General features: G+C 59.5%; 21 protein-coding genes and 1 pseudogene. 9 read left to right on the top strand and 13 right to left on the bottom strand.

Features of this window, described 5'->3' with window-relative positions; translation table 11 throughout:
* Positions 1–51: 51 nt before the first annotated feature.
* Positions 52–639, bottom strand: coding sequence for a hypothetical protein (locus tag HV796_RS00410; protein ID WP_175224078.1), 588 nt, complete (start codon positions 637–639; stop codon positions 52–54).
* 252 nt (positions 640–891) lie between these two features.
* On the opposite strand from HV796_RS00410, the gene HV796_RS00405 reads away from it, so the two are divergent.
* Positions 892–2,109: a Bcr/CflA family multidrug efflux MFS transporter gene (locus tag HV796_RS00405; RefSeq protein WP_175224076.1), complete on the top strand. Its 1,218-nt coding sequence runs from the start codon at positions 892–894 to the stop codon at positions 2,107–2,109.
* Between the two features lie 85 nt (positions 2,110–2,194).
* On the opposite strand, the gene HV796_RS00400 is transcribed toward HV796_RS00405, so the two are convergent.
* The 4 genes and pseudogenes from HV796_RS00400 to zwf all read right to left on the bottom strand — a co-directional run bounded on the left by HV796_RS00400 (position 2,195) and on the right by zwf (position 7,434).
* A complete protein-coding gene (locus HV796_RS00400; RefSeq protein ID WP_175224074.1) occupies positions 2,195–3,070 on the bottom strand; it encodes an alpha/beta fold hydrolase in 876 nt (291 codons plus the stop codon).
* Positions 3,071–3,246: 176 nt separating this feature from the next.
* Complete coding sequence (locus HV796_RS00395; RefSeq protein ID WP_175224072.1) at positions 3,247–5,163, bottom strand: bifunctional transcriptional regulator/glucokinase; 1,917 nt, start codon at positions 5,161–5,163, stop codon at positions 3,247–3,249.
* Positions 5,141–5,845: pseudogene (gene pgl / locus HV796_RS00390) on the bottom strand (6-phosphogluconolactonase); the annotation flags it as partial. The pseudogene pgl and the gene HV796_RS00395, both read right to left, overlap by 23 nt.
* 128 nt (positions 5,846–5,973) lie before the next feature.
* Entirely contained in the window at positions 5,974–7,434 is a 1,461-nt protein-coding gene (zwf, locus tag HV796_RS00385; RefSeq protein WP_175224068.1) for a glucose-6-phosphate dehydrogenase, read from the bottom strand.
* 508 nt (positions 7,435–7,942) lie between these two features.
* Here zwf and HV796_RS00380 point away from each other — a divergent pair.
* The 5 genes from HV796_RS00380 to HV796_RS00360 all read left to right on the top strand — a co-directional run bounded on the left by HV796_RS00380 (position 7,943) and on the right by HV796_RS00360 (position 12,883).
* Positions 7,943–9,190 (top strand): ABC transporter substrate-binding protein, encoded by a 1,248-nt coding sequence (locus HV796_RS00380; RefSeq protein ID WP_175224067.1) that lies wholly within the window; start codon positions 7,943–7,945, stop codon positions 9,188–9,190.
* Positions 9,191–9,379: 189 nt separating this feature from the next.
* The gene (locus HV796_RS00375; protein ID WP_377695638.1) at positions 9,380–10,321 is read left to right on the top strand and encodes a carbohydrate ABC transporter permease; all 942 of its coding nucleotides are present in this window, start codon (positions 9,380–9,382) and stop codon (positions 10,319–10,321) included.
* Entirely contained in the window at positions 10,311–11,168 is an 858-nt protein-coding gene (locus tag HV796_RS00370; protein WP_175224065.1) for a carbohydrate ABC transporter permease, read from the top strand. The genes HV796_RS00375 and HV796_RS00370 overlap by 11 nt, the downstream gene beginning before the upstream one ends.
* A gap of 33 nt (positions 11,169–11,201) precedes the next feature.
* Complete coding sequence (locus HV796_RS00365; RefSeq protein ID WP_175224063.1) at positions 11,202–12,317, top strand: ABC transporter ATP-binding protein; 1,116 nt, start codon at positions 11,202–11,204, stop codon at positions 12,315–12,317.
* 215 nt (positions 12,318–12,532) lie between these two features.
* Entirely contained in the window at positions 12,533–12,883 is a 351-nt protein-coding gene (locus HV796_RS00360) for a hypothetical protein (protein WP_175224061.1), read from the top strand.
* 52 nt (positions 12,884–12,935) lie between these two features.
* Here HV796_RS00360 and HV796_RS00355 read toward each other — a convergent pair whose 3' ends face one another.
* The 5 genes from HV796_RS00355 to HV796_RS43940 form a co-directional block, all read right to left on the bottom strand.
* A complete protein-coding gene (locus HV796_RS00355) occupies positions 12,936–13,556 on the bottom strand; it encodes a trimeric intracellular cation channel family protein (protein ID WP_175224060.1) in 621 nt (206 codons plus the stop codon).
* Between the two features lie 18 nt (positions 13,557–13,574).
* On the bottom strand, positions 13,575–14,330 hold the full coding sequence (locus HV796_RS00350; protein WP_175224058.1) for a Smr/MutS family protein: 756 nt from the start codon (positions 14,328–14,330) through the stop codon (positions 13,575–13,577).
* A 275-nt stretch (positions 14,331–14,605) separates the two neighbouring features.
* Positions 14,606–15,031, bottom strand: coding sequence for a hypothetical protein (locus HV796_RS00345; RefSeq protein WP_175224057.1), 426 nt, complete (start codon positions 15,029–15,031; stop codon positions 14,606–14,608).
* Positions 15,032–15,248: 217 nt separating this feature from the next.
* Positions 15,249–16,271, bottom strand: coding sequence for a hypothetical protein (locus HV796_RS00340; protein ID WP_175224055.1), 1,023 nt, complete (start codon positions 16,269–16,271; stop codon positions 15,249–15,251).
* Between the two features lie 261 nt (positions 16,272–16,532).
* On the bottom strand, positions 16,533–16,661 hold the full coding sequence (locus HV796_RS43940; RefSeq protein WP_343052844.1) for a hypothetical protein: 129 nt from the start codon (positions 16,659–16,661) through the stop codon (positions 16,533–16,535).
* A 200-nt stretch (positions 16,662–16,861) separates the two neighbouring features.
* On the opposite strand from HV796_RS43940, the gene HV796_RS00330 reads away from it, so the two are divergent.
* On the top strand, positions 16,862–17,023 hold the full coding sequence (locus HV796_RS00330; RefSeq protein ID WP_175224053.1) for a hypothetical protein: 162 nt from the start codon (positions 16,862–16,864) through the stop codon (positions 17,021–17,023).
* Here HV796_RS00330 and HV796_RS00325 read toward each other — a convergent pair.
* Together HV796_RS00325 and HV796_RS00320 are read right to left on the bottom strand one after the other, a co-directional pair.
* Positions 17,007–18,479 (bottom strand): coniferyl aldehyde dehydrogenase, encoded by a 1,473-nt coding sequence (locus HV796_RS00325; protein ID WP_175224051.1) that lies wholly within the window; start codon positions 18,477–18,479, stop codon positions 17,007–17,009. The genes HV796_RS00330 and HV796_RS00325 overlap by 17 nt on opposite strands.
* A gap of 202 nt (positions 18,480–18,681) precedes the next feature.
* The gene (locus tag HV796_RS00320; protein WP_175224050.1) at positions 18,682–19,107 is read right to left on the bottom strand and encodes a hypothetical protein; all 426 of its coding nucleotides are present in this window, start codon (positions 19,105–19,107) and stop codon (positions 18,682–18,684) included.
* 655 nt (positions 19,108–19,762) lie between these two features.
* Between HV796_RS00320 and HV796_RS00315 the strand changes: the two genes are divergently transcribed.
* Positions 19,763–20,707, top strand: a complete 945-nt coding sequence (locus tag HV796_RS00315; RefSeq protein ID WP_175224048.1) for a helix-turn-helix domain-containing protein — start codon at positions 19,763–19,765, stop codon at positions 20,705–20,707.
* 89 nt (positions 20,708–20,796) lie between these two features.
* Here HV796_RS00315 and HV796_RS00310 read toward each other — a convergent pair whose 3' ends face one another.
* Complete coding sequence (locus tag HV796_RS00310) at positions 20,797–22,494, bottom strand: thiamine pyrophosphate-binding protein (RefSeq protein ID WP_175224046.1); 1,698 nt, start codon at positions 22,492–22,494, stop codon at positions 20,797–20,799.
* Between the two features lie 295 nt (positions 22,495–22,789).
* On the opposite strand from HV796_RS00310, the gene HV796_RS00305 reads away from it, so the two are divergent.
* Positions 22,790–23,263: an Lrp/AsnC family transcriptional regulator gene (locus HV796_RS00305; RefSeq protein ID WP_175224517.1), complete on the top strand. Its 474-nt coding sequence runs from the start codon at positions 22,790–22,792 to the stop codon at positions 23,261–23,263.
* The last annotated feature ends 133 nt before the right edge of the window (positions 23,264–23,396 follow it).

Raw genomic sequence — 23,396 nt, 5'->3', positions numbered from 1 at the left:
TACCGGAGTCGCGTCGAGTCGGTTTGTGACCGGGTGCCGCGGAGTTGGACGTTACTGCCTGTTTTTCTGCCGCGCCGCTGGCGATGCGGCGGATTGCGCACGTTTTTTCGCCGCTGCGTGCGCGGCGGTTTTCGTCGATCGGGCCTGTTCCTGCGGCGCCGTGGCGCTAGCGGCGGGCGCCGCCCAGATCGTTGGCCGGGCTCGCACGCCAGTCAACGCTTTCCACTGTTTTTCGAGCGCCCCTTCCACGATCGGCTTGATCGATGTGCCCGAACTTTGCGCGTCCCATGTTTGAACCGAAAACGGATGCGTGCGCAATGCGTCGCGCGCGATCATCACGTCCTCATGCGCGTCGACCAGCCAGTCGTAAACGAAGTCGATGCATAGCCGATAACCGCGCTTGCTTGCCGCGTCGGGCACCTCGTACGGTGCGCGCGTCACATAGCCGGAGGCAAACAGGCCCTTGGGTTCCTGCGCGACGCGATGCACGAACACGCGGTCGCCAGGCAGGATGCTGCGCGCGACGCCGCAACCCCAGACATCCGTGACCGCCTCGCCCGCAGCGACGCGCCGCGCGACGTCGGGCAGTTCGGGCCAAGGCCACTTTTTCGGGCTCCAGATCAGCAGAAATGCGGTCATGACGTTTCAGACGATGGGTCGGGCAGCGAGGCGCGTGGGGCTGCGCCACGCAAGCCGGGAGCTTAACCGAAAGCGTTGTCGGCCGCCGGATATGTCCCCGTCTCGAACGCGAACATCACGGCTTTCGATTTCCCGTCAGCTACAATGACAGATTCGCTATACCGCCACCCGCGGTTCGTTGCATCCGCATCCAATGCGGTCATCGCATCTCATTTCATTGCGCGAACCCCTTCACGCTTCACCTACGATTCCATGTCCCACGTCGTCAAAGGCCGGCCCGACATCGGGCTGATTCTCCTGCTCGGCGCGCTTGCCGCATGCGGGCCCATTTCAATCGACATGTATCTGCCGAGCCTGCCGTCGCTCACGCAGGCGTTCTCGGTCAGCGCAAGCGCCGCGCAAACCACGTTGACCAGCTTTATGTTCGGCTTCTCGATCGGCATGCTGCTGTACGGGCCGTTGTCCGATTCGTTGGGCCGGCGGCCGGTGCTGCTCGGCGGCATCGTGATGTACGTGCTGTCGACCATTGCGTGCGCCGTGTCGTTCTCGATCGGGTCGCTGGTCGTGTTTCGCTTCGTCCAGGCACTCGGCGCGGGCGCCGCATCGGTGCTCGCGCGGGCCATCGCGCGCGATGCGCACGAGCCGACTGATGCGGCGCGCGTGATGTCGATGATGGCGATCGTGACGTCGGTCGGTCCGCTGCTCGCGCCGCTGATCGGCGGGCAGCTGCTTTTGCTGGGCGGCTGGCGTGTCGTGTTTATCGTGCTGACGCTGTTCGGGTCGCTATGCGCGGTGACCGCGTTCCTGCGCGTGCCGGAAACCTGGCCGCGCGAAAAGCGCGCGAACTCGGCGTTGCTGAAATCGTTCGCCGCGTACGGGACGCTGCTCAAAGACCCGGTCGCGTGGGGGCATCTGCTGTGCGGCAGGATGGCGTTTGCATCGATGTTCGCGTATATCACCGCGACGCCGTTCGTCTATATCGAGTACTTCCATGTATCCGCGCAGCACTATGGCTTTCTGTTCGGGCTCAATATTGTCGGCATCATGGGCGGCAATTTTGTCAACGCGCGGCTCGTCAGCCAGTACGGGCCGGTGCGGATGATCGTCGCGGCCGCGACGATCAGTTGTGTCGCGTCGCTGTTCGTCGCGCTCGTTTGTCTGACGGGGTGGGGCGGGTTGTGGTCGATCGTGTTCGGGCTGTTCTTCGTGGTTGGTATGGTCGGGCTGTTATCGGCCAATTGCGTGACCGATCTGATGCATCGTTACCCGAGCAACGCCGGTGCGGCGGCCGCGTTGTTCGGTGCGGTGCAGTTCGGGCTCGGTGCGCTCGCGAGTCTTGCCGTGGGCTTGTGGCGCGATGGGTCGCCGCAAGGGATGGGCGTCACGATCGCGGTATGCGGCGTGCTGTGTTACGTGGGCCGGGTGCTGGTCGTGCGGTGGCACGATCGGGCGGTCGCCGCGGCCGTTTAAACGGGAGCGGCAAGCGGGCTTCTTGTTCAGTCTGCTGCCACGTCGGAGCGGGGGGGCATGGCTGTTCGACGGGTCGGCGCGGTATCTAGGCTTTCGCGAAGAACCCGCTGAGCCGGCGGTTCACCTCGTCCGCCGCTTCGTATTGTGCCCAATGGCCGGCATTCTCCACCATCCCAAACGCGTGCCGCACGCCGTCCGTATGCAGCCGATCGGAGAACCGTTGCGGCTCGTCAGCGGTCACGTCATGCGTGCCCCACAGCAGCAGCGTATCGACGTTCGCCTGTTTGAGCAGCGCGGCGAGATTGTCCATCAGCGACACGTCCTTACTGCGAAAGCGCGTTTTCAGGCACGCCTGCTCATAGACGGTCAGCGCGAGCGAGTCCGCTGTCGCGGGGTCGTGCAGCATGAACGACTTCAGGTTCGCGTCGAACAGCGCGCGGCGCTCGTCTTCGACATCGATTTTTTTCCAGTTCAACAGCTCGCGTTGCAGCCGCCGCTTGCCGCCATGCCCCGCGCTGCCGACCAGCGCCAGTTGGCCGACCGGCCGGCGGCATGCAAGCGTCGCTGCGACGACCCCGCCGAATGAAAATGCGGTGAGGTCGATCTCAGTCGATGCGCCGACCAGCGCGTTGAGCGAGTCGAGCGTCGCTGTCATCAGATCTTCGAAGCGCGCGCCGTCGGGCAACGCGTCCGAGTCGCCATAGCCGGGCAGATCGGGCACCCATACCGCGCGCAACGCGGTGAGCGGTTCGATATTGCGGACCCAATGCATCCAGTTGCCGTGACCGCCGTGCACGAGCACGAGCGGCCTGGCGTTGCTATCGCCGAATACGCGCCACATCACGTAGCCGCCGGTCGATGCGAGACGATACCGATGATGAGTCGCGAGTCCGTCGAGCCGTGCAACGGCTGCGCGGCCTTCGTTCAGGGTCGAGGCAGGTAAGGAGATAAGATCCGACATGCGAGCGATTCGTTGCGTGCGTGTGCCAATGCATGAATCGTCTCATACGTTGGGATTGGCTGCTCTGACGATGGCAAAGCGGGGTGCATGGAATCGGCGCGCAAAAAAGCCGACCTGCACAAACAAGGTCGGCTTCTCTGCGAGCCATCGGGTTAGCGCAGCAAGCGCCGTACCGCTCAATCCCGCGGCGTGGCCGCCGCGCCGTGACTCAGCCAGTCGAGCACAGCACTGGTTTCTTCATCCGCGCCTTCACGCGCTTTCGCGACGGTCTGGTTCATTTCAGTGTCGGGCACCGCACGACGAATCGCGACACCGACCGCAAGGACATCGATCATCAGCAGATGCAAAATTCGCGAGATCATCGAAAGCTGCGATTCGCGAATCTCGATGTGATCGGTTTCCAGCGCAACGGTTGCGCGTTTCGCGAGCGGCGTATTGCTCGACGTAATCGCGATCACCTTCGCACCCGCCTGCATCGCGACGTCGAGTACCCGCAGCAACTCCGGCGCGCGTCCCGACTTCGACACCGCGACAATCACATCCCCCTTGCCGAGCAACGCAGCCGAAGCGGCTTGCATATACAGGTCGCCATACGCGATCGTCGGAATGCCAAAGCGGAAAAACTTGTAGTGCGCGTCCTGCGCGACGATATTCGAATTGCCCAGCCCATAGAACTCGATTCTTCGCGCACTGTTCAGCAGATCGATCGCTGTTTCGACGTGCTCGAAATTCAGATGCTCGCGCAACTGGAGAATCGCGGACACGGTGTTATCGAGCACCTTCGCGCCGAAGTCGGTAGCGGTATCGCCGAGATGCACCTGGCTATGGCTGACCGGAATCGTGCCGGTCAAGCCGGTCGCGAGCTTCAGCTTGAAGTCCGACAAACCCTGGCAGCCGAGCGAACGGCAGAAGCGGATCACCGTCGGCTGGCTGACATCGGCCTTGCGCGCGATATCGACGATCGGATCGTTGATGATCGAACGCGGATGGTTCAGCGCGAGATCCGCCACGCGCCGTTCGGCGGGCGTCAGCGCATCGCGCATTTGCCGGATGCGCTCGAATACCGCTGACGAACTGCCGCCCGCGCGATTCGACAACTGCTCCGCGAGAATCGCGGACACCCCGAGAAACGCCGGATATTCCGCGGTAATCACGAAGGTCGGCACGTTCTTCAGATAATCTTCAAAGCGGCCTTTCGCTTCGAAGCGCTGACGGAACGACGACTTCGCAAAGAACTCACCGAGCCGCGGCACGACACCGCCGCCGATATAAATCCCGCCGAGCGCGCCCAACGTCACGGCGATATTGCCGGCGAACGTGCCGAGAATGCCGCAGAAGCAATCGAGCGTCTCCGCCGCAAGCGGATCGCCTTCGAGCCCGCGCTTCGAAATTTCCGCGACATCGAGCGTCGACGGCACGCGCTTCTTGTCACGCGCCGCAAGCGCGCGATAGATCACTTCAATGCCGGGCCCCGCGGCAACACGCTCGAACGACACATGCGACCACTTCTTGCGCGCGTATTGCAGCACGAGGTCTTCGCGTTCGTCGGACGGCGCGAACGACGCATGACCGCCTTCACTGCCCAGCGCGATCCACCGGTCATCCGCCGGAATCAGACCGGACACGCCCATCCCCGTCCCCGGCCCGAGCAGGCCGATCACGCTATTCTGCCGGCGCGTGCCGCCACCCACCTGCACGCGCTGCGTATCGGTGAGCCCCGGCAAGGCCATCGCGAGCGCGGTGAAATCGTTCACCACGAGCAGCGTATCGAACCCCAGCGCACGCCGCGTCGCTTCAATCGAAAAGTGCCAATCATGATTCGTCATCCGAACCTGGTCCCCGTCGACCGGGTTCGCAATCGCAATCGCCGCATGATTCACGCGGCCGATCTTCGTATCTTTCAAATACTTCTTGATGACGTCCGCGATACCCGGATACTCGGCGCAGGGATAGACATGCACCTGACTGATTTCACCAGGTCGGGTTTCGAGCGCGAATCGCGCATTGGTCCCGCCGACATCGGCGAGAAGCCTCGGTCCATCGGCGTGCTGGCCCGCTTGCGGGGCAGCTTTAGTTGGCACACCAGTAGACATCGAGTCTTACCCCCTTGTCGTTTGCGAGCTGAGAAATGGCTTTTTTTTGCAGGGCCGCGGACGCTTCGTTCAGTACATCCATCTTTTTCGGACCGGCGATCAGCAGGAACAGATGATCGATCTTCTTCAATGCCGACATCGACCAGCTGATGCGCGCATGGGGCGCGCTGCCGGGATGCACGGCGACGAAGTGGTCGGTCGTGGTGATCGCGTAATCCCATTCGGGCGCGTCAGCGAAGATCGACGCGGTGTGGCCGTCTTCGCCCATGCCCAGCACGGCGACATTCGGCACGCGCCGTTGCGGGTCGCCGTTCAGCGCGGTGACTTGCGCTTCCAGCGTGGTCGACGTATCGACGAGCGGCAGAAAGTGCGCGTGAGCCGCGCTGTTCTGCAGCAGCGTTTCGTGCGCCAGACGCGAGTTGCTTGCGCCATCGGTGTCCGGCACCCAACGGTCGTCGACCAGCGTCACGTCGACGCGCGACCAGTCGAACGGTTCGTTGGATAACGTTTGCAGGAACGGACGCGGACTGGTGCCACCCGACACCGCGAACGTCACACGCGCGCCGCTCGCGCCGGGCGCGGCGGCCTGCGCGGCGAGCGACGCCTGCAGCGCGTAGCTGACCGCCTTGGCCAGCGCGGCGGACTGCGCGCTCGGGTCATCGAAAGCATGTAGCTGGATCATTGACTTCTCCTCCGTGCTGCTTTCTTGTTTAGTCTAGGAACAGCGTGGTAAATGACATCCCCGAACATGCCAGGGATACAAAAGCGTAGCGACGCCGCGTAGTGCTGCGTGCCGGGCGCCGCCACCGATCAATTCTCTTCCTCGAGCCAACAGGTATTGTGCTGCGCGAGCATCGCGCTGGCGGCTGCCGGGCCCCACGTGCCGGCGGCATAGGGCTTCGGCCTGGTGCCGGATGCGGCCCATTCGTTGAGAATCGGTTCGACCCAGCGCCATGCGGCTTCCTGCTCGTCGCGGCGCACGAACAGCGCGAGACGGCCGTTGATCACATCCAGCAACAACCGCTGATACGCTTCCATCTGACCTTCGCGGAAGAACTGATCAAACGCGAGATCGAGATGCACGCTCGACAGATTCATCCCTTCGCCCGGCTTCTTCGCGAGGCAGTACAAGCGGATCGTTTCATTCGGCTGCAAGCGGATCACGAGACGGTTCGCGCCCGCGCGCAACGCGGTTGCACCGAGTGCCGAATGCGGCACCGGCCGGAAGTTGACGACGATCTCCGCGACGCGGTCCGCAAGCCGCTTGCCGGTACGCAGGAAGAACGGCACGCCGGCCCAACGCCAGTTGTCGATTTCCGCTTTCAGCGCGACGAACGTTTCTGTCGTGCTCTCAGGACGCACGCCAGGTTCATTGGCATACGCGGGCACCGCGGTGCCGCGAATCACGCCCGCATGATACTGGCCACGCACCGCGACACGGCTGATGTCGCGCGGATCGATCGGCTTCAACGCACGCAGCACGCGCAGCTTTTCATCGCGGACCGAGTCCGAATCCATCGAGTGCGGCGGCTCCATCGCGACAATCGAAAGCAGTTGCAGCAAATGGTTCTGCACCATATCGCGCAGCGCGCCGGTATTGTCGTAGAAATCGCCGCGCGCTTCGACGCCGAGTTCTTCGGCAATCGTAATCTGAATGCTCTCGACCCAGTCGCGGCGCCACAGCGGCTCGAATAGCGCATTGCCGAAACGCAGCGCGAGCAGGTTTTGCACCGGCTCCTTGCCCAGATAGTGGTCGATCCGGTAGATCTGATCTTCGGCGAAGATCTCGCCGACCGCATCGTTGATCGCATTCGACGAACGCAGGTCATAACCCAGCGGCTTCTCGAGCACGATGCGCGAATTCTGGTTGAGCCCCACCGACGCGAGCGCGCGGCAAATCGGCACGAACAGCGAAGGGCCCGTCGCCAGATAGAACACCCGTGTGCCGGGCAGATTCGCGACGGCATCGCGCAGCAACACGAAGTCTTCAGCCTTGCCGAGGTCGATGCCGACAAAGTCGATGCGATCGAGGAACGCGCGCCAGGCGTCTTCCGCGAACCGCGCCTTCGACACATGCGGGCGCACGTGCTCGTTGACCCATTGCAGATACTGCTCCCGCCCATCGATGTGCCGCGCAACCGCGAAGATCTTGCCGCTCGGAGCCAGCATGCCGGCGCGATGCGCTTCATACAGCGCGGGCAGGATTTTGCGCATCGACAGATCGCCGGTGCCGCCAAACAGCACGAAGGTGAAGCTGGAATCCGTTTGCATGAGTCTCCGCGATGCCTTGGAAGGCGCTGAAAGCAGGCCGTAGTGCGATAAAATTTTTTTTGACACTGAATTGTAGTTTAACTACAATCCAAATCAAGAGGTAGCGTGAATTCGATGAAAAAAGCGTGCGGGGCCTGCAGGAATGCGCGTTTTCACCGAGTCATCCGAGCTTCCCGGCATGTTATCGACAAATGCGTTTTGATGCGGCACGCGGCTTCGGCAGGCGCGGCATCAAGGCCTTTAACGAACGGCGTGCATGGTAAGCGCCTCGAGTCTGCAACGCGCGACGCGGGCAGGCACAAAAGCAAAAGAGGAGACGTTCAGTTGCATTCCGTGTCACTCATCTCTTGAGCATCCGCGGCCGGACATCGGCTGGTCAGGCGCACGTACTGAAGCGCTCGTTGATGCCCGTTCGTCCAGTTGTTTGCCTGTTTGATTCGACCATAACCGCTCCCTGCCCAGCAGGGGCTCTACGTGTTTAAGTTCAGGTGTCTGGAGGAGATAAGCAATGAAATTCCGTGCGATCATGGGCGCCCTGTGCGCCGCAGGTCTGATGTGTGGCGTCTCTGCAGCGCAGGCGGCCGAGCAGGTCGAAGTGCTGCACTGGTGGACGTCGGGCGGCGAATCGAAGGCCGTCGGCGTGCTGAAGGATGATCTGCAGAAGCAGGGTTACGTCTGGAAGGACTTCGCAGTGGCTGGCGGCGCCGGCGCAGCAGCCATGACCGCACTGAAGACCCAGGTGATCTCGGGCAACGCGCCGAGCGCCGCGCAGATCAAGGGTCCGCTGATTCAGGACTGGGCATCGCAAGGCGTGCTCGTCAATATCGACTCCGTCGCCGGCGACTGGAAGAAGAACCTCCCGCCGGAAATCGACAAGATCATGCACGCGGACGGTCACTACGTCGCCGCGCCGTTCTCGGTGCACCGCGTCAACTGGCTGTACATCAACAAGGCCGCGCTCGACAAGGCAGGCGGCAAGGTGCCGACCACGTGGCCTGAGTTTTTCGCGGTGGCCGACAAGATGAAGGCCGCGGGCATCCAGCCGATCGCGATGGGCGGCCAGCCGTGGCAAGACCTGACGCTGTGGGAAGACGTCGTGCTGTCGCAAGGCGCGGACTTCTACAAGAAGGCGCTGGTGGATCTTGACCAGAAAACGCTGACGTCGCCGCAGATGGCTCAGGTGTTCGACACGGTCCGCAAGATCCAGGGCTACTTCGACGCCGGCCGCACGGGCCGTGACTGGAACCTCGCGACGGCGATGGTCATCAACGGCAAGGCCGGCATGCAGTTCATGGGCGACTGGGCGAAGGGCGAGTTCGCGAACGCGGGCAAGAAGTCGGGCTCGGACTATATCTGCGCGGCGGTGCCGGGCACGGAAAAGGGCTACACGTTCAACGTCGACTCGTTCGTGTTCTTCCAGCAGAAGGGCCAATCGGCAGCGACGCCGGGTCAGCTCGCGCTTGCGAAGACGATCATGAGCCCGGGCTTCCAGGAGCAGTTCAGCCTGTACAAGGGTTCGATCCCGGTGCGCCTCGGTGTGCCGATGGACAAGTTCGACGATTGCGCGAAGAAGTCGTATGCGGATGAGCAAACGGCAATCAAGGCCGGTGGCTATGTGCCGTCGCTCGCGCACGGCATGGCTCAGCCGGATGCGACCGCCGGTGCGATCAGCGACGTCGTGACGAAGTTCATGAACTCGCAGGAAGACACGAAGACCGCCGTCGAAGCGCTGGCGAAGGCAGCGAAGACGAAGTAATCCGCTTCTTCACGCACTAAAGTAGTAGGAGTAGTGCAGTAGCAGAATGCCCGGGGTTGCGTTGTATTGGCGCGCTCCGGGCAAAGACGGTTCGACGACAGTCGCGCCCTCGGCCGCATCGCGCCACGCTTTTCCGGAGTTTCCGACGAAAAGTGCCGGCCCTGACGGCATAGTTCCAGGAGTCGAGTTGTGACTGCTTCTCTTAGCGGAAACGCAAAGCGCACGGTTCCCGTTGCGCGCCGCACGTCGCCGATGGCGGCCCTCGCCGACCGCTGGATTCCGAAGCTGGTGTTGTCGCCCAGCATCGTGATCAGTCTGGTCTTCGTCTACGGTTTTATTCTCGTCACCGGTTATCTGTCGCTGTCGAATTCGCGACTGTTGCCGAGTTACACGTTCGCCGGTTTGGCCCGTTACCGCGAGTTGTTTGATAACGACGTGTTCTGGACCTCGGCGAAAAACCTCGGCTGGTTCGGCATTCCGTTCATTGCGATCTGCATTGGCCTTGGCCTTTTCCTTGCGATTCTGCTCGACCAGCGGATTCGCAACGAGGGCGCGTTGCGCGCGGTGTTCCTGTACCCGATGGCGCTGTCGTTCATCGTGACGGGTACGGCGTGGCAGTGGATTCTGAACCCGGACCTCGGCTTCCAGAAGGTGTTGAACGACTGGGGCTGGACGAGCTTCTCGTTCGGCTGGCTCGGCGACCCGGACAAAGCGATTTTCTGCGTGGTGATCGCGGCGGTCTGGCAATCGACCGGCTTTGTGATGGCGCTGTTTCTGGCCGGTTTGCGCGGCGTCGACAGCGAGATCTTCAAGGCGGCGCAAGTGGACGGCGCGACCTTGCCGACCATCTATCGGAAGATTGTGATTCCGAGCATGCGGCCGGTGTTTTTCTCGGTGCTGCTGATTCTCTGTCACATCACGATCAAGACCTTCGACCTCGTCGTCGCGTTGACGGCGGGCGGGCCCGGCACATCGTCGTCGTTGCCGGCGATGTTCATGTACACGTTTTCGTTTAACCGCGGGCAGCTGGGTGTGGGGGCGGCATCGTCGATCATGATGCTGGCGACGGTGGTCGCCGTGCTGGTGCCGCTGATGTATATGGAATCGCGAGGGACCCGCAATGCAGCCTAAGATGACGATCAGCCGCGCGGTCATTTACGCAGCGCTGATTCTGTTTGCGCTTTACTTCCTGTTTCCGCTTTACGTGATGCTGTCGACGTCGTTCAAGGACATCGATCAGCTGCGCACCGGCAACCTGCTGACACCGCCGACGCACTGGACCTTCGCGCCGTGGGTGAAGGCGTGGAGCGGCGCGTGTACCGGCGTGCGATGCGACGGCATGGAGCCGTTCTTCATGAACTCGGTGCGCATGGTGATTCCGGCGGTGCTGATCTCGTCGATCATCGGCGCGTTCAACGGCTATGTGCTGACGCACTGGCGCTTTCGCGGCGCGGACGCGATCTTCACGATGCTGCTGGTCGGCTGCTTTATTCCGTTTCAGGCCATTCTGCTGCCGATGGCGCGTCTGCAAGGGTATTTCGGTCTGTCGAACACGACGACCGGGCTGGTGGTCGTGCACGTGGTGTACGGCATTGCGTTCACGACGATGTTCTTCCGCAACTTTTACGTGAGCATACCGGCGGAGCTGGTGAAAGCGGCGCGCATCGACGGCGCGGGCTTCTTCATGATCTTCACGAAGATTTTGCTGCCGGTGTCGCTGCCTATTTTCATGGTGTGCCTGATCTGGCAATTCACGCAGATCTGGAATGACTTCCTGTTCGGTATCGTGTTTTCGGGCGTCGATTCGATGCCGATCACGGTGGCGCTGAACAACCTCGTGAATACGTCGACCGGTGTGAAGGAATACAACGTCGACATGGCCGGCGCGATTATCGCGGCGCTGCCGACGCTGCTGGTCTATGTGATCGCCGGCCGCTATTTCGTGCGCGGCCTGACGGCGGGCGCGGTGAAGGGTTAATTGAGCAGGTTCAGAGACTAGAGGATTCACAGCATGGCAAGTCTTTCCATCCGTGACGTGTACAAGACCTACCCGAACGGGGTGCCGGTCTTGAAGGGTGTCAACATCGACATCGAAGATGGTCAGTTCCTGATTCTGGTCGGTGGGTCGGGGTGCGGGAAGTCGACGCTGCTCAATATGATCGCCGGACTCGAGACTGTCACGAAGGGCGAGATTCAGATTGACGGCAAGACTGTCAATAATCTCTCGCCGAAGGATCGCGATATCGCGATGGTGTTTCAGTCGTACGCGTTGTATCCGTCGATGACGGTGCGGGACAACATTTCATTCGGCTTGAATATCCGCAAGGTGCCGAAGAACGAGCAGACGCAGATTGTCGATCGCGTGTCGAACATGCTGCAGATTCAGCACTTGCTCGATCGCAAGCCGGGGCAGCTCTCGGGTGGTCAGCGGCAGCGCGTGGCGATGGGGCGTGCGTTGGCGCGCGACCCGGTGATGTTCCTGTTCGATGAACCGCTGTCGAACCTCGATGCGAAGCTGCGCATTGAGATGCGCTCGGAGATCAAGCTTCTGCACCAACGCCTGGGCACGACGATTGTCTATGTGACGCACGATCAGATCGAGGCGATGACGCTCGGCGACCGGATCGCGGTGATGAAGGACGGTATCGTGCAGCAGTTCGGGGCGCCGCAAGAGATTTACGATTCGCCTGCCAACCTCTTTGTTGCCGGGTTTATTGGCGCGCCGCCGATGAATTTTATTCAAGGGAAGGTGGTGGAGCAGGGCTCGGGTGTCGGGATGGAGCTCGATACCGGCGTGACGAAGACTGTGCTCAATCTGCCGTTTGACGGGAAGGTGAAGTCGCAGATCGGCAAGGAAGTGGTGCTCGGGTTGCGGCCGGAGCGGATTACCGATCCGCGGCACGCGCACGATGCGGCGGATGGCAAACTGCAGCAGGTAGAGGTGAAGGTTGACGTGATTGAGCCGACCGGGCCGGATACGCTGGTGTTTGCGCAAGTGAATGGCAAGCGCATCGTGAGCCGCGTGCACCCGGGAGCGAATCCGCAGCCTCAGCAGAATATGCCGCTGCTGTTCGACGTTTCGAAAGCGGTGTTGTTTGATCCGGCGACGGAAGAGCGAATTGCATAAGGATTGATGCTGATGGTTAGAACAAAGGCCCTATGCGTTTGATCAGCGCTTAGGGCTTTTTTTGTTGCGATATTGGACGGTTAGGATTCGCCTGGTGGGGCGCAGCCGCGAGGCACGCCAATCAGCCATCGTTCCGGCCTTCCAGTCTTATCTTGTACCCGATCACCCGTATCCACGAGTGTCGGGTGATTAGTCAGCATTTTGGAGATCCCACCATGACGTCTAATTCTTCTGTTCCCAAGAAGCCTCTCTCGCAGAAGCGCGTCGATCTGCTCGCAGCCCTTCTGCAAGAAGCCCTGCTCACGGGACGGCGACATCTCCATCAGTTCTCCCAGCTCTCGTCGCTTGCGCGCGCTGTCGAAAGCCTGGATACGCCGTCGATCGATCGGGTTCGATTCCTCACGCTGCTTCGCGAGCTTGCTTCGGATGCTGAGGCGCAGGCGCAGCTTGATGTCGATATGTTTGAAAGTCTGCTTGGCGGAAGGGTGATGAAGCGGAAAGTCGAACAGGAGGCGCAGTTGCGCAAGGATGTGTTTGTGGTCGACGCAGGGACGACCCGGCATTGATCGAATGGATGGCGGCTTGGGAAGCCGCCATTGTTTTGCCCCTTTGCTGTTGCTAGTGCGGCAGGCGGATGTCGAATTTGAAGGTGATCAGGCGCGCGAGCAGGATAAAGAACGTGGCGATAAGCACGCTGTAGATCGTGTCGAAGTCAATGTGATGCAGAAATGCATAGAGCAGGCAGCCGACGAATGCGCAAGTCGCGTAAGGACGGGAGTCGCGAAGGATCAACGGGACTTCGTTGCAGAGCACATCGCGGATCACGCCGCCGAAAACGCCTGTTGTGACGCCCATCATCGCTGCCGTGAACCACGGGAGTTGCGCGTCGAGTGCCAGCGACGTACCCGAGACGCTGAAGAGACCCAGGCCGATGGCGTCGGCTACCAGGAGGACGCGTTCAGAGAAGAGGCCGGAAGTGGTTTTCGGCAGCATGGGTGAGACGAACGACACCGCGAAGAGCGCGATGACATAGGGCTGGTGTTCGACCCAGTAGAACGGGCGACGCTCCAGCAAGATATCTCGTACCGTGCCGCCGCCGAAGGCGGTTGCCATGGCCACCAGGAAGGTGCCGATCGGATCGAGCCGGCGGGAGCGGGCTTCGATAAAGCCGGATATGGCGTACGCGAGGATCGCGATTGCCTCCATCACGGCAAGGGCCAACGTCAGTCGCGGGTGCATGGGTAGGGTTGTGCGCTGCTAGTTTTTGGGTTGGGGTGGGGTCGCACCGGGCTGTAGCAGAACCAGCACGGCGCCCGCGCCTCCGTCGTGGGGTCTGGCCTGGCAAAAGGCAATCACTTCTTCCTTCTGGACCAGCCACGCGCGGACTCTTCCTTTGAGAACGGGTTCTTTGCCAATCGACCCGAGTCCTTTGCCGTGAATTACCCGCAGGCAGCGTAAGCCACGCTTGCCGGAATCGCGGATGAATTCCGCGAGGGCTTGCCGGGCCTCGTCTCTGCGCATGCCATGCAAATCAAGCTGTGCCTGAACGATCCACGCGCCGCGGCGCAACTTGCGGACGACCTCCTGGTTGATGCCGGGGCGGCAGTAAAAGAGGGATTCGTCCGTGTCGAGCAACATCTCCGGGTCGAATTCGTCGGAGATCGCTTCGTTGAGTACGGCGGCTTCGTCGAGGCGCGTTTGGACGGGTAGTGGCGTGGGTGGGGTGCGGGTTAATGTGGCTCGCGGCTTTGCGCCAAGCGGAGTGACTTCGCCGAGTTCCCGGCGGAATTGTTCCGCGTCCGCGTCAGCGGCGCGCTTCGCTTCTTTCGCTTGTGTTGTCTCGCGTTCGCGACGTCGGGCGTCATGCTTGAGGGCGTCGCGCAACGTTCCCAGGTCGGTCAGTCCAGCGCCGCGTGTGAGCGTCGGTGGGATGGGGGCCGCCGGGGGAGGTGCGGGGACGCGAGCTTTCGCTACGGGCTTGGCGTCGCTCGGATGGGGGCGGTTCTTCGGCATGGCGTGAGAAAGCTGGAAGAAAGCGATGGCTTGTCGACACGAAGAACGCCGTTACGGCGGTATAAGCACTGCGCAACGGGTCACTCGTAGAACGAATTCTACTGTCATTTCCATTGCTTCCCGCCGAGAGGTGTTAGTGACCTCCGCAGGTTGATTGATGTGATTGAGTGAATGGACGTTGTAGGCCCGCCAATGCAGATCATCTTCTTCGGCGTGCCCGCGCGTTCCGGCAACTGGCCCATGAGCGGAGATGGGCGACCCATTTTCACAAAAGATCAGCTCTCCTTGATACGCTTAATCTCGCTTGCCAGGTGCTCCAGCTTCAGTACCGCATAGAGATCTTTCTCGTTGAGCTGCTTGCGCTTCTCCGCGTCGGGCAGGATCGACATCAAGGCGTCGATGACCGTGCCCAACTGGCTGCCGTAGCTTGCGACCTTGGTCAGGATTTCGACCTCGGTCTGCGGGTCGCCCCGTGTCCCGCTGATTACCTGAAAGAGGGAGATATTCCAGGGATTGATATTCTGATTCAAGCTTGCTGGTGCGAGCTGTGAACCCGTCGGAAAGAAGTTTTGCCAACTCAGCATGGCCTGCCAGTGTCCAACTGCTTTTTGTTGGAGTCTGGCCAACTCCGCCAGGTGTTTCCATAGCGTGACGTATTCCTCGGTCCGCTGGGTTATCGACTGGATTTCGCTCGTGTTCATGCGAGTACTCCTTAAGACGATGCGGGGGCCAGGGCGCTATGGAAGTTTATTCTGTTCAAGTTATTTCACCATGCTGTTTAGTAACCGTGTTCAGTGGCTGAGGCGGTAGATGGCTCAAAACACGAGGAAATCGACCGGGTGTGGATCATCATGTATTGCATCGGGATTTCTGAAGTATGGTGTGCGGTACAACGCTCACACTTCAAAATCTTCGAATTCAGGCTTGATTTCCTCTGCTTCTACCTAGAATATAGCCCGACAAGCCACCCAGCAGCGCAGAGAGCTCTTTGCTTTCAAGCACCCCGATTATTCCAAATAAAATAACTGCTATGACAATAGCAAAAAGAGTAATGAACTGAATTCCGGCCTCATTGCTGAAAATCGTTTTCTTTATTTCCTCATTGGAGGACGCGATCCAGAAGAATCCAACGATCACCAATCCAACCAGTATCGCAAAGGCCGTACTCATATTAAGCTTGAAAGTGTTGGTTGCGTCGCTCGCAATAAAAAGCTGGTTTGCCATGTCGTCGATGTCACCGACAAGTTGTTGAAGCGCAACCTGTTGCCCTGACAAGCTATCTCTCTTTGCCGTTAGATCGGCAATCTCTTTGATCGCATTGCTATTGGCCATTTCTCTGTCTTCGGCTGCTTTTTTCTGCTGCTGAACTATATTATCGTAGTTGTCGAATGCATTTTGCCAATAATCCACTTCAGCCTCCGCCGCCGTCGGCGGGGCTGATTGAGCATCGATAATTATCGTGGACGCTTTGCTAATCCCTTTTTTTGATGCGGATTGACGTGCTGAGGTCAATGCGGCTTTGGCTGCCTGGAGTCTCAGGTTGACGGTATCTTTACTTGGCAGGGTAGGAGCCGTGATGTACAAGCGGGATTCATTTTTAGATTGAGCATCAAGTCGCTCGGTAAGAGTCGCGGTAACGCTCGCAAGTGCGGTGGTAGTGTCAGCTAAACGTTCGAGAGTAGATTTCCGGATTGAGCGAAGAAATTCAAATTTATCGGCAGTGCTTGATCGTTGATCCATCAGTGCCCTTATTTGATCTGCTGTTAGAACAACGTTAGCAGTCGGTGGCGCACTTTGTGACGTCGTGGATGCCGGCAATGGCACCGATGCCGCGTTGGCCGCTTGCGCATTTTCATGAGGAGCACGTGACTGGGAGTATGAGTTACACGCTCCAAAAAGAAAGGCTATCGAAAGCGGCATATAGAACAGAAGTACTCGCATTTACTTCTCCTTGTCGCCTGGATGCAAAACCTTTAGTCATGGTGTATGGTTTTCCGGAGTTGGCACGAATGCGACCAGATGCTGCGCGCATGTGATTTCTACTTTCAGTTCACCGCAACATGGACACCGATTAATCGCTTTACCTTAGACGGATTGAGGATTCCCGGATATTATTTTATAAACCGAGTGTGTGCTAACGTACATTGCTGGCCTGCACATTCCGGGAATGTCTTGCGCGGTGTGGCTTTCCCGGTTGAAATGTCATTCCGGGTTGCTTGCGTAGTTGACGACGATATTCATGCCGTCACGGGCGAGTCTCAGCGCAATGTCTTGCCCGATACCGTCCGACGCATCGGTGACAATCGCCGTCCGCGATCTCTTACGTAACATACGGCAGCTGCTTTCGATAAAGCGCGAAGGAACGCGCCCCGACTCGACAGCCGAGGCGACTCGTTACATCGCCGAGGGTTGAAAGCGACTGTTTCAACGAGGCGTGGGCTAGGGCGCCGAGGCTGTCCTCCGCAAAAAGCTCGCCGGGGACCGACGAACCAGGCCCGAACCGATCTCGCCAGGATCGACATCATTGTCACGTGCCGCTGCTTGAGGCCGTCACCCGAATCCGACCATCGCTCATCTGCGATGACCCGTTCGTCATCGAGCAGATCATCGCCTCGCTGAGCATCAAGGAGATGAGCCAGCAGGCCCTGATCCGCAAGCCGGCCCGGCTTAAAACCCCTAAAACCCTAGCTTGATCTTCCCGTCGGCGGCTCGCTTGCGCGACCTTCCTAATGTCATCACAAGCGCGAAGTTGGCGAGGCTTCCGAAAGGCGCGTGGAGCAACCGCGCCAGGCTCCAGCGACTCTGGACAAAGACTCCTTTGGCGTGACTCATTGCCCGAAACCCCTCGATGCCATGGTAAGCGCCCATTCCACTTGGCCCGATACCACCGAATGGGAGATCGTCCTGGGCAACATGCATGATTGCGTTATTCACGCCAACGTTTCCTGAGGTGGTCCGTCGCAGCACTGCGTCACGTTCGTCGTTGTCGTAGCCGAAGTAATACAGGGCGAGAGGACGTGGACGGTTATTCACGTACTCGATAACCTCATCGATTGTGCGATAAGTGCAAACAGGAAGGATCGGTCCGAAAATTTCCTCATGCATTACCGCCATCTGGTCGTTGGCGTCAATGATGAGGGTCGGCGCAAACGTGCGGATGCGTGTGATTGCCCGCTCGGGATTAACACCCGTTTCAATGACCTTTGCTCCCTTTTGCCTGGCATCTTCAACAAGGTTCAAAAGCCGGGCATGATGCCCGTCGCTCACAATCGACGTGTAATCGACGCTGGTCGGACCGTCTGGATAAAACCGGGCAACTGTGTCGGTGTATGCCTTCACGAAGGCATCCCTGTCATCTTCATGAACCAGAGCATAGTCAGGCGCGACGCAGGTTTGACCACCGTTGGACAGTTTCCCGAATACGATGCTTTTCATGGTCTGGTCGTTGATATGGCCTTGCGAAACAATCACTGGACTCTTGCCGCCCAGTTCCAGCGTCAGAGGGACGAGGTGATCGCTTGCAGCCTTCATCACCTGCCGTCCGACCTGCGTGCTGCCAGTGAAGAGCAGATGATCAAAGGGAAGGCCGCTGAACTCCGCCCCGACCGCCGGACCACCCAGCACGACCGCGACGTCTTCAGTTGCAAAGGTTTCTGCCAGCATACGTTTGATCACTTCGCTTGTTCGCGGAGTCAGTTCGGATGGTTTCAGCATCACCCGATTCCCTGCCGCGATAGCTGTCGCGAGAGGGATCATGGTCAATGAGATCGGATAGTTCCATGGCGCCATGACGCCGATGATCCCCTTGGGCTGATATTCCACATATGCCTGGCCGGCTCGATAGAAAAGACCCACGTGACGCCGCTGGCGCTTCATGAAGCGCCGCAGCTTTCGGGACAGATAGTCGATCGCCTGCACGACTCCAGCCAGTTCCATGATGCCGGTTTCGTGCCGCGAGCGGTTTCCAAAATCTGCGCTGATCGCAGTCTCAATTTCATCCCGAAATGCGAGGACGGCACTGCGCAGCATGGCCAGTTGCGCTTTGCGCTTTGAGATATCCGGTGCCGGCTGGCTGAGAAATGCCTGTCGCTGCTGATTGAACAACGCTTCCAACTGGCTGGGGTGGATCGGCTCCGCAAACGCATTCATCTTGGTGCTCCAAATGGGTCAATGTGGACAGAGTCTGCTGCGTGCGCTTGACCTCGTCGCTGCGAAGGTAGGGTAGGTTGACGTCGTCGCAATTGACGAATGCTGCAGGATGTCCCGGGCCTGGTCAGCCCGGTATCGCGCGCGAGGCCGCGGGTTGCCGCTGTCTGAATTCCCGAGGCCATCTCTCACTGACAGCGCCAGATTAATCGCCCGTGCGTGTGCAGATTTCTGTGCCGCGGCTAGGCTTCGACTGCTGCGTTTCAAAGTACCTTGCGTTCACTCTCAATGGAGTACCGCGCTCGAACTTGCCGATCAGCACGCCGTGATCTGTTTGATCCGCCGTTGAGATGAAGTCCGACACAATGACCCCGCCAGAGACCATGCCAACGCCGCGATATTTGGCGTTTTCCTCGATCGTTGCATCAACATCGAAACTGACCGAATGCGCATCGTGATAACCGGGCACGAGCCTGACGGCGACGCGCTCGGTGAATTTGCCCGCATGTTCATCGATGCCGTTGCAAGACCAGACTCCGGCGAAACTTTCCGGCGATTCCGCGGCAAGCGCCGGATGGCAAATTGTGCTGCAAGCCAGTGTGAGGGCAAAAACTGGTGCGAATCGTTTCATAGCGAATTCCATCCTGGGGTGTTTTCGATACTGCTGGACTGGATAGCGGAACGACCAGTGACGAACTCATTCCGCGCTTTATTGCCAAGCGTTGCTTACATGCATGGCACGCGAGGCGCGACGCTATAGCCACGCTTGAACGCACGACAGAAGTGCGGCGCGCTTGAACAGCATCCCGAGGATGCGTCGAATCGATGTGCGCTCCGGTCGCCATTCAATTGCCGCGCCCAAAAGGAGTCGCGGCGCTAAAATTCTCCAGCAAATGTTGTTGCACTATTTAACCCGGAACACATTTTTTGTTGACTCGCTTTGCATGCTGCATGACGTTAGATCAGGCGTTGAACGGCGCGGTTGGTCATGGGTGACGGCGAAGAATTGCAAGCGTCGGACATATTCGCGCTCTTCCATACGCGTTTAAGGCGGGTCGTGGCAGTCTGAGACCGACGTTTTCAGACGCTTCGTGCCATTTCGACATTGCATAAAGCGAATTTACGATGTGAGCACGCGACAATTCTTATAGCGCGTCCGGAATATCTGCTCGACAGCAACTGTTATTTGATCGTCGGATCACTGGTAGCGCGTAAATTGAAAGGGAAGGAAGGATTCCATGCGAGCAGGTACTGGCCTATACGAGAATCGATGGAACGGGACGCCGATGGACCGTCACGCATGGATCGACGCGATATTGACGCAAGGCTGGAAATGCCGATTCGACGCTTACCACTCCGGCCCGTCTACTGTCGACGTCGTGCGCGCCGGTCAGATCGAAATTATGAACATTAACGCGTCGTGGCAGTCGGTATCACCGATCTTGCATCGCATCAGCGCCCCCTTGAACGGTGAGCATGTGATCGTGAAGATCGTGAGAAGCGGCACGCTGTTGATCGAACAGAATGGCCAGACGAAAACGTTCGGACCTGGCGACATTGCCGTGCACGATCCGCAGTATGACTTCATCGAGTCGGTGGGCGAACCGACGTGCACGTCGGCGATCTGGATTCCGAAGGCGGCCTTACGCGACCGCGGGCTGCGTCACCGCGTTCCGGTGGCCTTTAGTCCGGATCCGTTGTCGCCCGATGTCGGCGTGGTACGCGAAGTCCTGCTGACCCTGACGTCTCAAGCGAGCAAGGCAGGCGAGCAACTGCTCAGTCGGCTCGTCCATCAATGCCTCGATTTGATGGACGTACTGGTCAATGACCGCAATGCCCCAGCACCGGCTCGCTCGAAAGCTATAACGGTACTTCGCGCTAAACAACTTATCGCGCGCCGCATTGGCGACCCCGATCTCACCGTGGGAAGCATCGCCGCTGAGCTGAACATCTCGTCTAGCAGTCTCATGCATGCGCTAAAAGCCAGTGGGCTGTCGGCGATGCGCTACGCGTGGTCACTCCGGCTTGAGCATGCGGCGCGGCTACTCCCCGGCGCATCGCGAGGCGAGATCCAGACAATTGCGTACCAGTGTGGATTTTCGAGCTTGGCTCACTTCAGCCGCGCCTTCAAGGAAAGCTACGGAATGACACCGCGGGAGTACGCAGCAACCCATATGGCAGCGAGTTCGTCCAAGGTGGAAAATCACCAGGACGACGGGCAACGGTTGTAAGGTCGATCGCTTGATCTGGATGGGTGTCTGGCGCGACCCGTCGCGGCCATGAATCGAAGAAACGGGTGCGAACGCCTACTGACGTTATGTCATGTGGAGCCGATCACCACTTCGATCAGGTTAGCGGTTCCCGATGCGATTCCGGCTTCGATCGCCTGGGCGATATCACCGGCCCGCTCGACCCGGCGGGCTGGGACGCCCATCGAAGTGGCCAGCGCGAGGTAGTCGATGGGTGGGTTATCGATCTCCATCGCAACAAACCGGTTGGTCTTCGCCGCCGTATAGTGTTCCTGGGAACGCATGAAGTTCTTGAGAACGTTGTACTCGCGGTTATTCATAACGACGAATGTCACGGGCAGCTTTTCGTAGGCAGCAGTCCACAACGCTTGTGGCGAATACATTGTGGCGCCGTCGCCAACCAGACACACGACTGGCTCCCTTCCCAGTCCGAGAGAACAGCCAACTGCGGCGGGCATGCCCCAACCCAGGCCACCCCCGCGCAGGAACGAGTACTGTCGCGCCGACGAGCTGTTGAGGAAGCTGCGAACCGCCGACGAAGTAACAATCGCCTCGTCGACGATCGGTGTTTTATCGCCGATGGCACGCATCGCCTGCTGAGCGGCAACCAGAGGTGTCACCACAGGCGAATCGAACTGCGACGCGGCGAGTTCGTCGAGTGAAGCCCGGCGCTTCGCCTGATTGGCCCTGGCCTTCCCTCTTGCTTCGGCGTAGGCAGCCGCGTTCTTCTCCACGCGTTGTCTGAGCAAGGGTAGCAATTGGCGGAGGGACGCCTTGATGTCACCGACCACAGAGAGCCTGGTGTAGTAGGTCCGTCCAAGGTCTCGCACGTCAGCCGACAACTGGAAGACATCACAACCCTGCGGCACGGCGGATCCGTGTGAATAGAGAATCGTGATCAACGATTTCCCACCCAGCGCGAAGATGGCGTCGAACTGCGATAGCTTTTCAGCGATTTGCGTCGCCTTCGTTGGCAGGTTGCCGGCCCATAGAGGGCTAGAAGTCGCAAATGGAATGCGAGCGGGCCATGACGATCCGAACACCGAAGCGGCCAGGGTTTCCGCGAGCTCAAGTGCCTCGTTCCCCGCATCACTCGAATGTATTTCGTCCCCGGCGATGATGGCGAGCCGATTCGGCCGGATTTCCGCCAGATGGTCGGCCAGAGCCTCAAGCGAGCCCGCTACCGAACGCCGGTCGATGGTTGACGGCGTATCGACCGGAACCGTGCTCGTTTCTTCCATCACGTCCATCGGCAACGACAGGAAGACCGGTCCCGAAGGCGCTGCGTTCGCATCCTGAAAGGCGCGCCTCACGAGGACGGGCAACTGATCCGCGCTACTTACTTCTTGAGCCCATTTCACGGCCGGTCGTGCGATGCGCACCAGGTCGCCCAGTAACAAGGGGTCCGTGAGGCTGTGCCGTCTATCCTGCTGACCTGCGGTAACCACCAGCGGCGTACAAGAAACACTTGCATTCAGCAGATTGCCCATACCGTGCCCGAGCCCGCCCGCAGTGTGCAGATTGATGAAGCCCGGCCTGCCGGCCGCTTGCGCGTAGCCATCGGCCATCGCGACAACGCTTGCCTCCTGGAGGGCCCAGACATAGTTGAGCTGGGGAGCGTCAAGCAAGGCATCCATTAGCGGTAGCTCGGTCGTGCCGGGATTGCCGAAAACATACTCGCACCCGACACTGCTCAACGTTTCAAGGAGGACGCTGGCACCGCGGCGCTCTGCGACTGTTTCGAGTGTTCCGATTGGACTGGAAGACATAATTCACCTTTGTGGGGATAACGCTTTCATGAGCCTGATATGGCGTCCGTGCCTTCTACTGCACGGTTCTCGTGGTTCGACCTTTTTGGGGTCGACAGCGCTTCCCTATCCGCCTCGTGGGCATTAGAGCCGGTTCGAACGGTGCGAAGCTGCGAACCAGAAGCTCAACAAGAAAGCGTGTAGAAATATTAGCCCGGAGCCCTGTGAAGCGGCTTCCTGAACTTGGTGAAATAATGGCCAAAAGCGGATGATTATTCCTGACATCCGTCAATTTCTGGAATGCTGTCCATACACCATGAACGACTCAAGTCTGTCACTCACCAAGCAGGACCTCGCGATCGTGCGAGCGCTGCAACGCAACGCGCGAATGAAGAATGCTGAACTGGCCGAGCTAGCCGGGATGTCGACGACGGCGTGCTGGAACCGCACGCGGCATCTGGAAGAGATAGGACTGATTCGCGGCTACGTTGCCCTGATCGATCAGGAAAAGCTCGGGCTATCCGATACGGTGCTCATCGAGGTGACCCTGGACCGCCACGAAGACGAGGTACTGGAGCGCTTCGGCGAAGAGCTTGCGGCGTTGCCGGAGGTTCTCGACGCGTACCTCATCTCGGGGGAATACGACTATCTGATTAAGGTAGCTGTGCAGGGCACGGCGGGATATGAACGCTTCTTGCGTGAAAAGCTGTACCGCATTTCGGGTATTCGCCACAGTCGGTCGATGTTTGCGCTGCGTTGCATGAAGAACGTGCCGTCGGTGGCGATCTGAGACTGTCTCTTCCTGGTCCGACAACGGCCAGCCGTACTTGCTGCTCGATCGAACGTGTTGGGTCGATCTCTGCCCGTCGTATGACGCGTCGACAGGCTTCGCAGGTCAAAAGGTTCGGCTGCCGCACGCATAT

The organism is Paraburkholderia humisilvae (genome assembly GCF_902859855.1).
Lineage (GTDB): Bacteria > Pseudomonadota > Gammaproteobacteria > Burkholderiales > Burkholderiaceae > Paraburkholderia > Paraburkholderia humisilvae.
Note: the sequence above shows the minus strand (reverse complement) of the source record. Positions and strands in the feature narration are given on the sequence as shown.

Excerpts from the sequence above, each read along its gene's own strand:
- HV796_RS00410 (WP_175224078.1), bottom strand. The coding sequence starts at position 639 with ATGACCGCATTTCTGCTGATCTGGAGCCCGAAAAAGTGGCCTTGGCCC.
- HV796_RS00405 (WP_175224076.1), top strand. The coding sequence starts at position 892 with ATGTCCCACGTCGTCAAAGGCCGGCCCGACATCGGGCTGATTCTCCTG.
- HV796_RS00400 (WP_175224074.1), bottom strand. The coding sequence starts at position 3,070 with ATGTCGGATCTTATCTCCTTACCTGCCTCGACCCTGAACGAAGGCCGC.
- HV796_RS00395 (WP_175224072.1), bottom strand. The coding sequence starts at position 5,163 with ATGTCTACTGGTGTGCCAACTAAAGCTGCCCCGCAAGCGGGCCAGCAC.
- zwf (WP_175224068.1), bottom strand. The coding sequence starts at position 7,434 with ATGCAAACGGATTCCAGCTTCACCTTCGTGCTGTTTGGCGGCACCGGC.
- HV796_RS00380 (WP_175224067.1), top strand. The coding sequence starts at position 7,943 with ATGAAATTCCGTGCGATCATGGGCGCCCTGTGCGCCGCAGGTCTGATG.
- HV796_RS00370 (WP_175224065.1), top strand. The coding sequence starts at position 10,311 with ATGCAGCCTAAGATGACGATCAGCCGCGCGGTCATTTACGCAGCGCTG.
- HV796_RS00365 (WP_175224063.1), top strand. The coding sequence starts at position 11,202 with ATGGCAAGTCTTTCCATCCGTGACGTGTACAAGACCTACCCGAACGGG.
- HV796_RS00360 (WP_175224061.1), top strand. The coding sequence starts at position 12,533 with ATGACGTCTAATTCTTCTGTTCCCAAGAAGCCTCTCTCGCAGAAGCGC.
- HV796_RS00355 (WP_175224060.1), bottom strand. The coding sequence starts at position 13,556 with ATGCACCCGCGACTGACGTTGGCCCTTGCCGTGATGGAGGCAATCGCG.
- HV796_RS00350 (WP_175224058.1), bottom strand. The coding sequence starts at position 14,330 with ATGCCGAAGAACCGCCCCCATCCGAGCGACGCCAAGCCCGTAGCGAAA.
- HV796_RS00345 (WP_175224057.1), bottom strand. The coding sequence starts at position 15,031 with ATGAACACGAGCGAAATCCAGTCGATAACCCAGCGGACCGAGGAATAC.
- HV796_RS00340 (WP_175224055.1), bottom strand. The coding sequence starts at position 16,271 with ATGCGAGTACTTCTGTTCTATATGCCGCTTTCGATAGCCTTTCTTTTT.
- HV796_RS43940 (WP_343052844.1), bottom strand. The coding sequence starts at position 16,661 with ATGTTACGTAAGAGATCGCGGACGGCGATTGTCACCGATGCGTCGGAC.
- HV796_RS00325 (WP_175224051.1), bottom strand. The coding sequence starts at position 18,479 with ATGAATGCGTTTGCGGAGCCGATCCACCCCAGCCAGTTGGAAGCGTTG.
- HV796_RS00320 (WP_175224050.1), bottom strand. The coding sequence starts at position 19,107 with ATGAAACGATTCGCACCAGTTTTTGCCCTCACACTGGCTTGCAGCACA.
- HV796_RS00315 (WP_175224048.1), top strand. The coding sequence starts at position 19,763 with ATGGACCGTCACGCATGGATCGACGCGATATTGACGCAAGGCTGGAAA.
- HV796_RS00310 (WP_175224046.1), bottom strand. The coding sequence starts at position 22,494 with ATGTCTTCCAGTCCAATCGGAACACTCGAAACAGTCGCAGAGCGCCGC.
- HV796_RS00305 (WP_175224517.1), top strand. The coding sequence starts at position 22,790 with ATGAACGACTCAAGTCTGTCACTCACCAAGCAGGACCTCGCGATCGTG.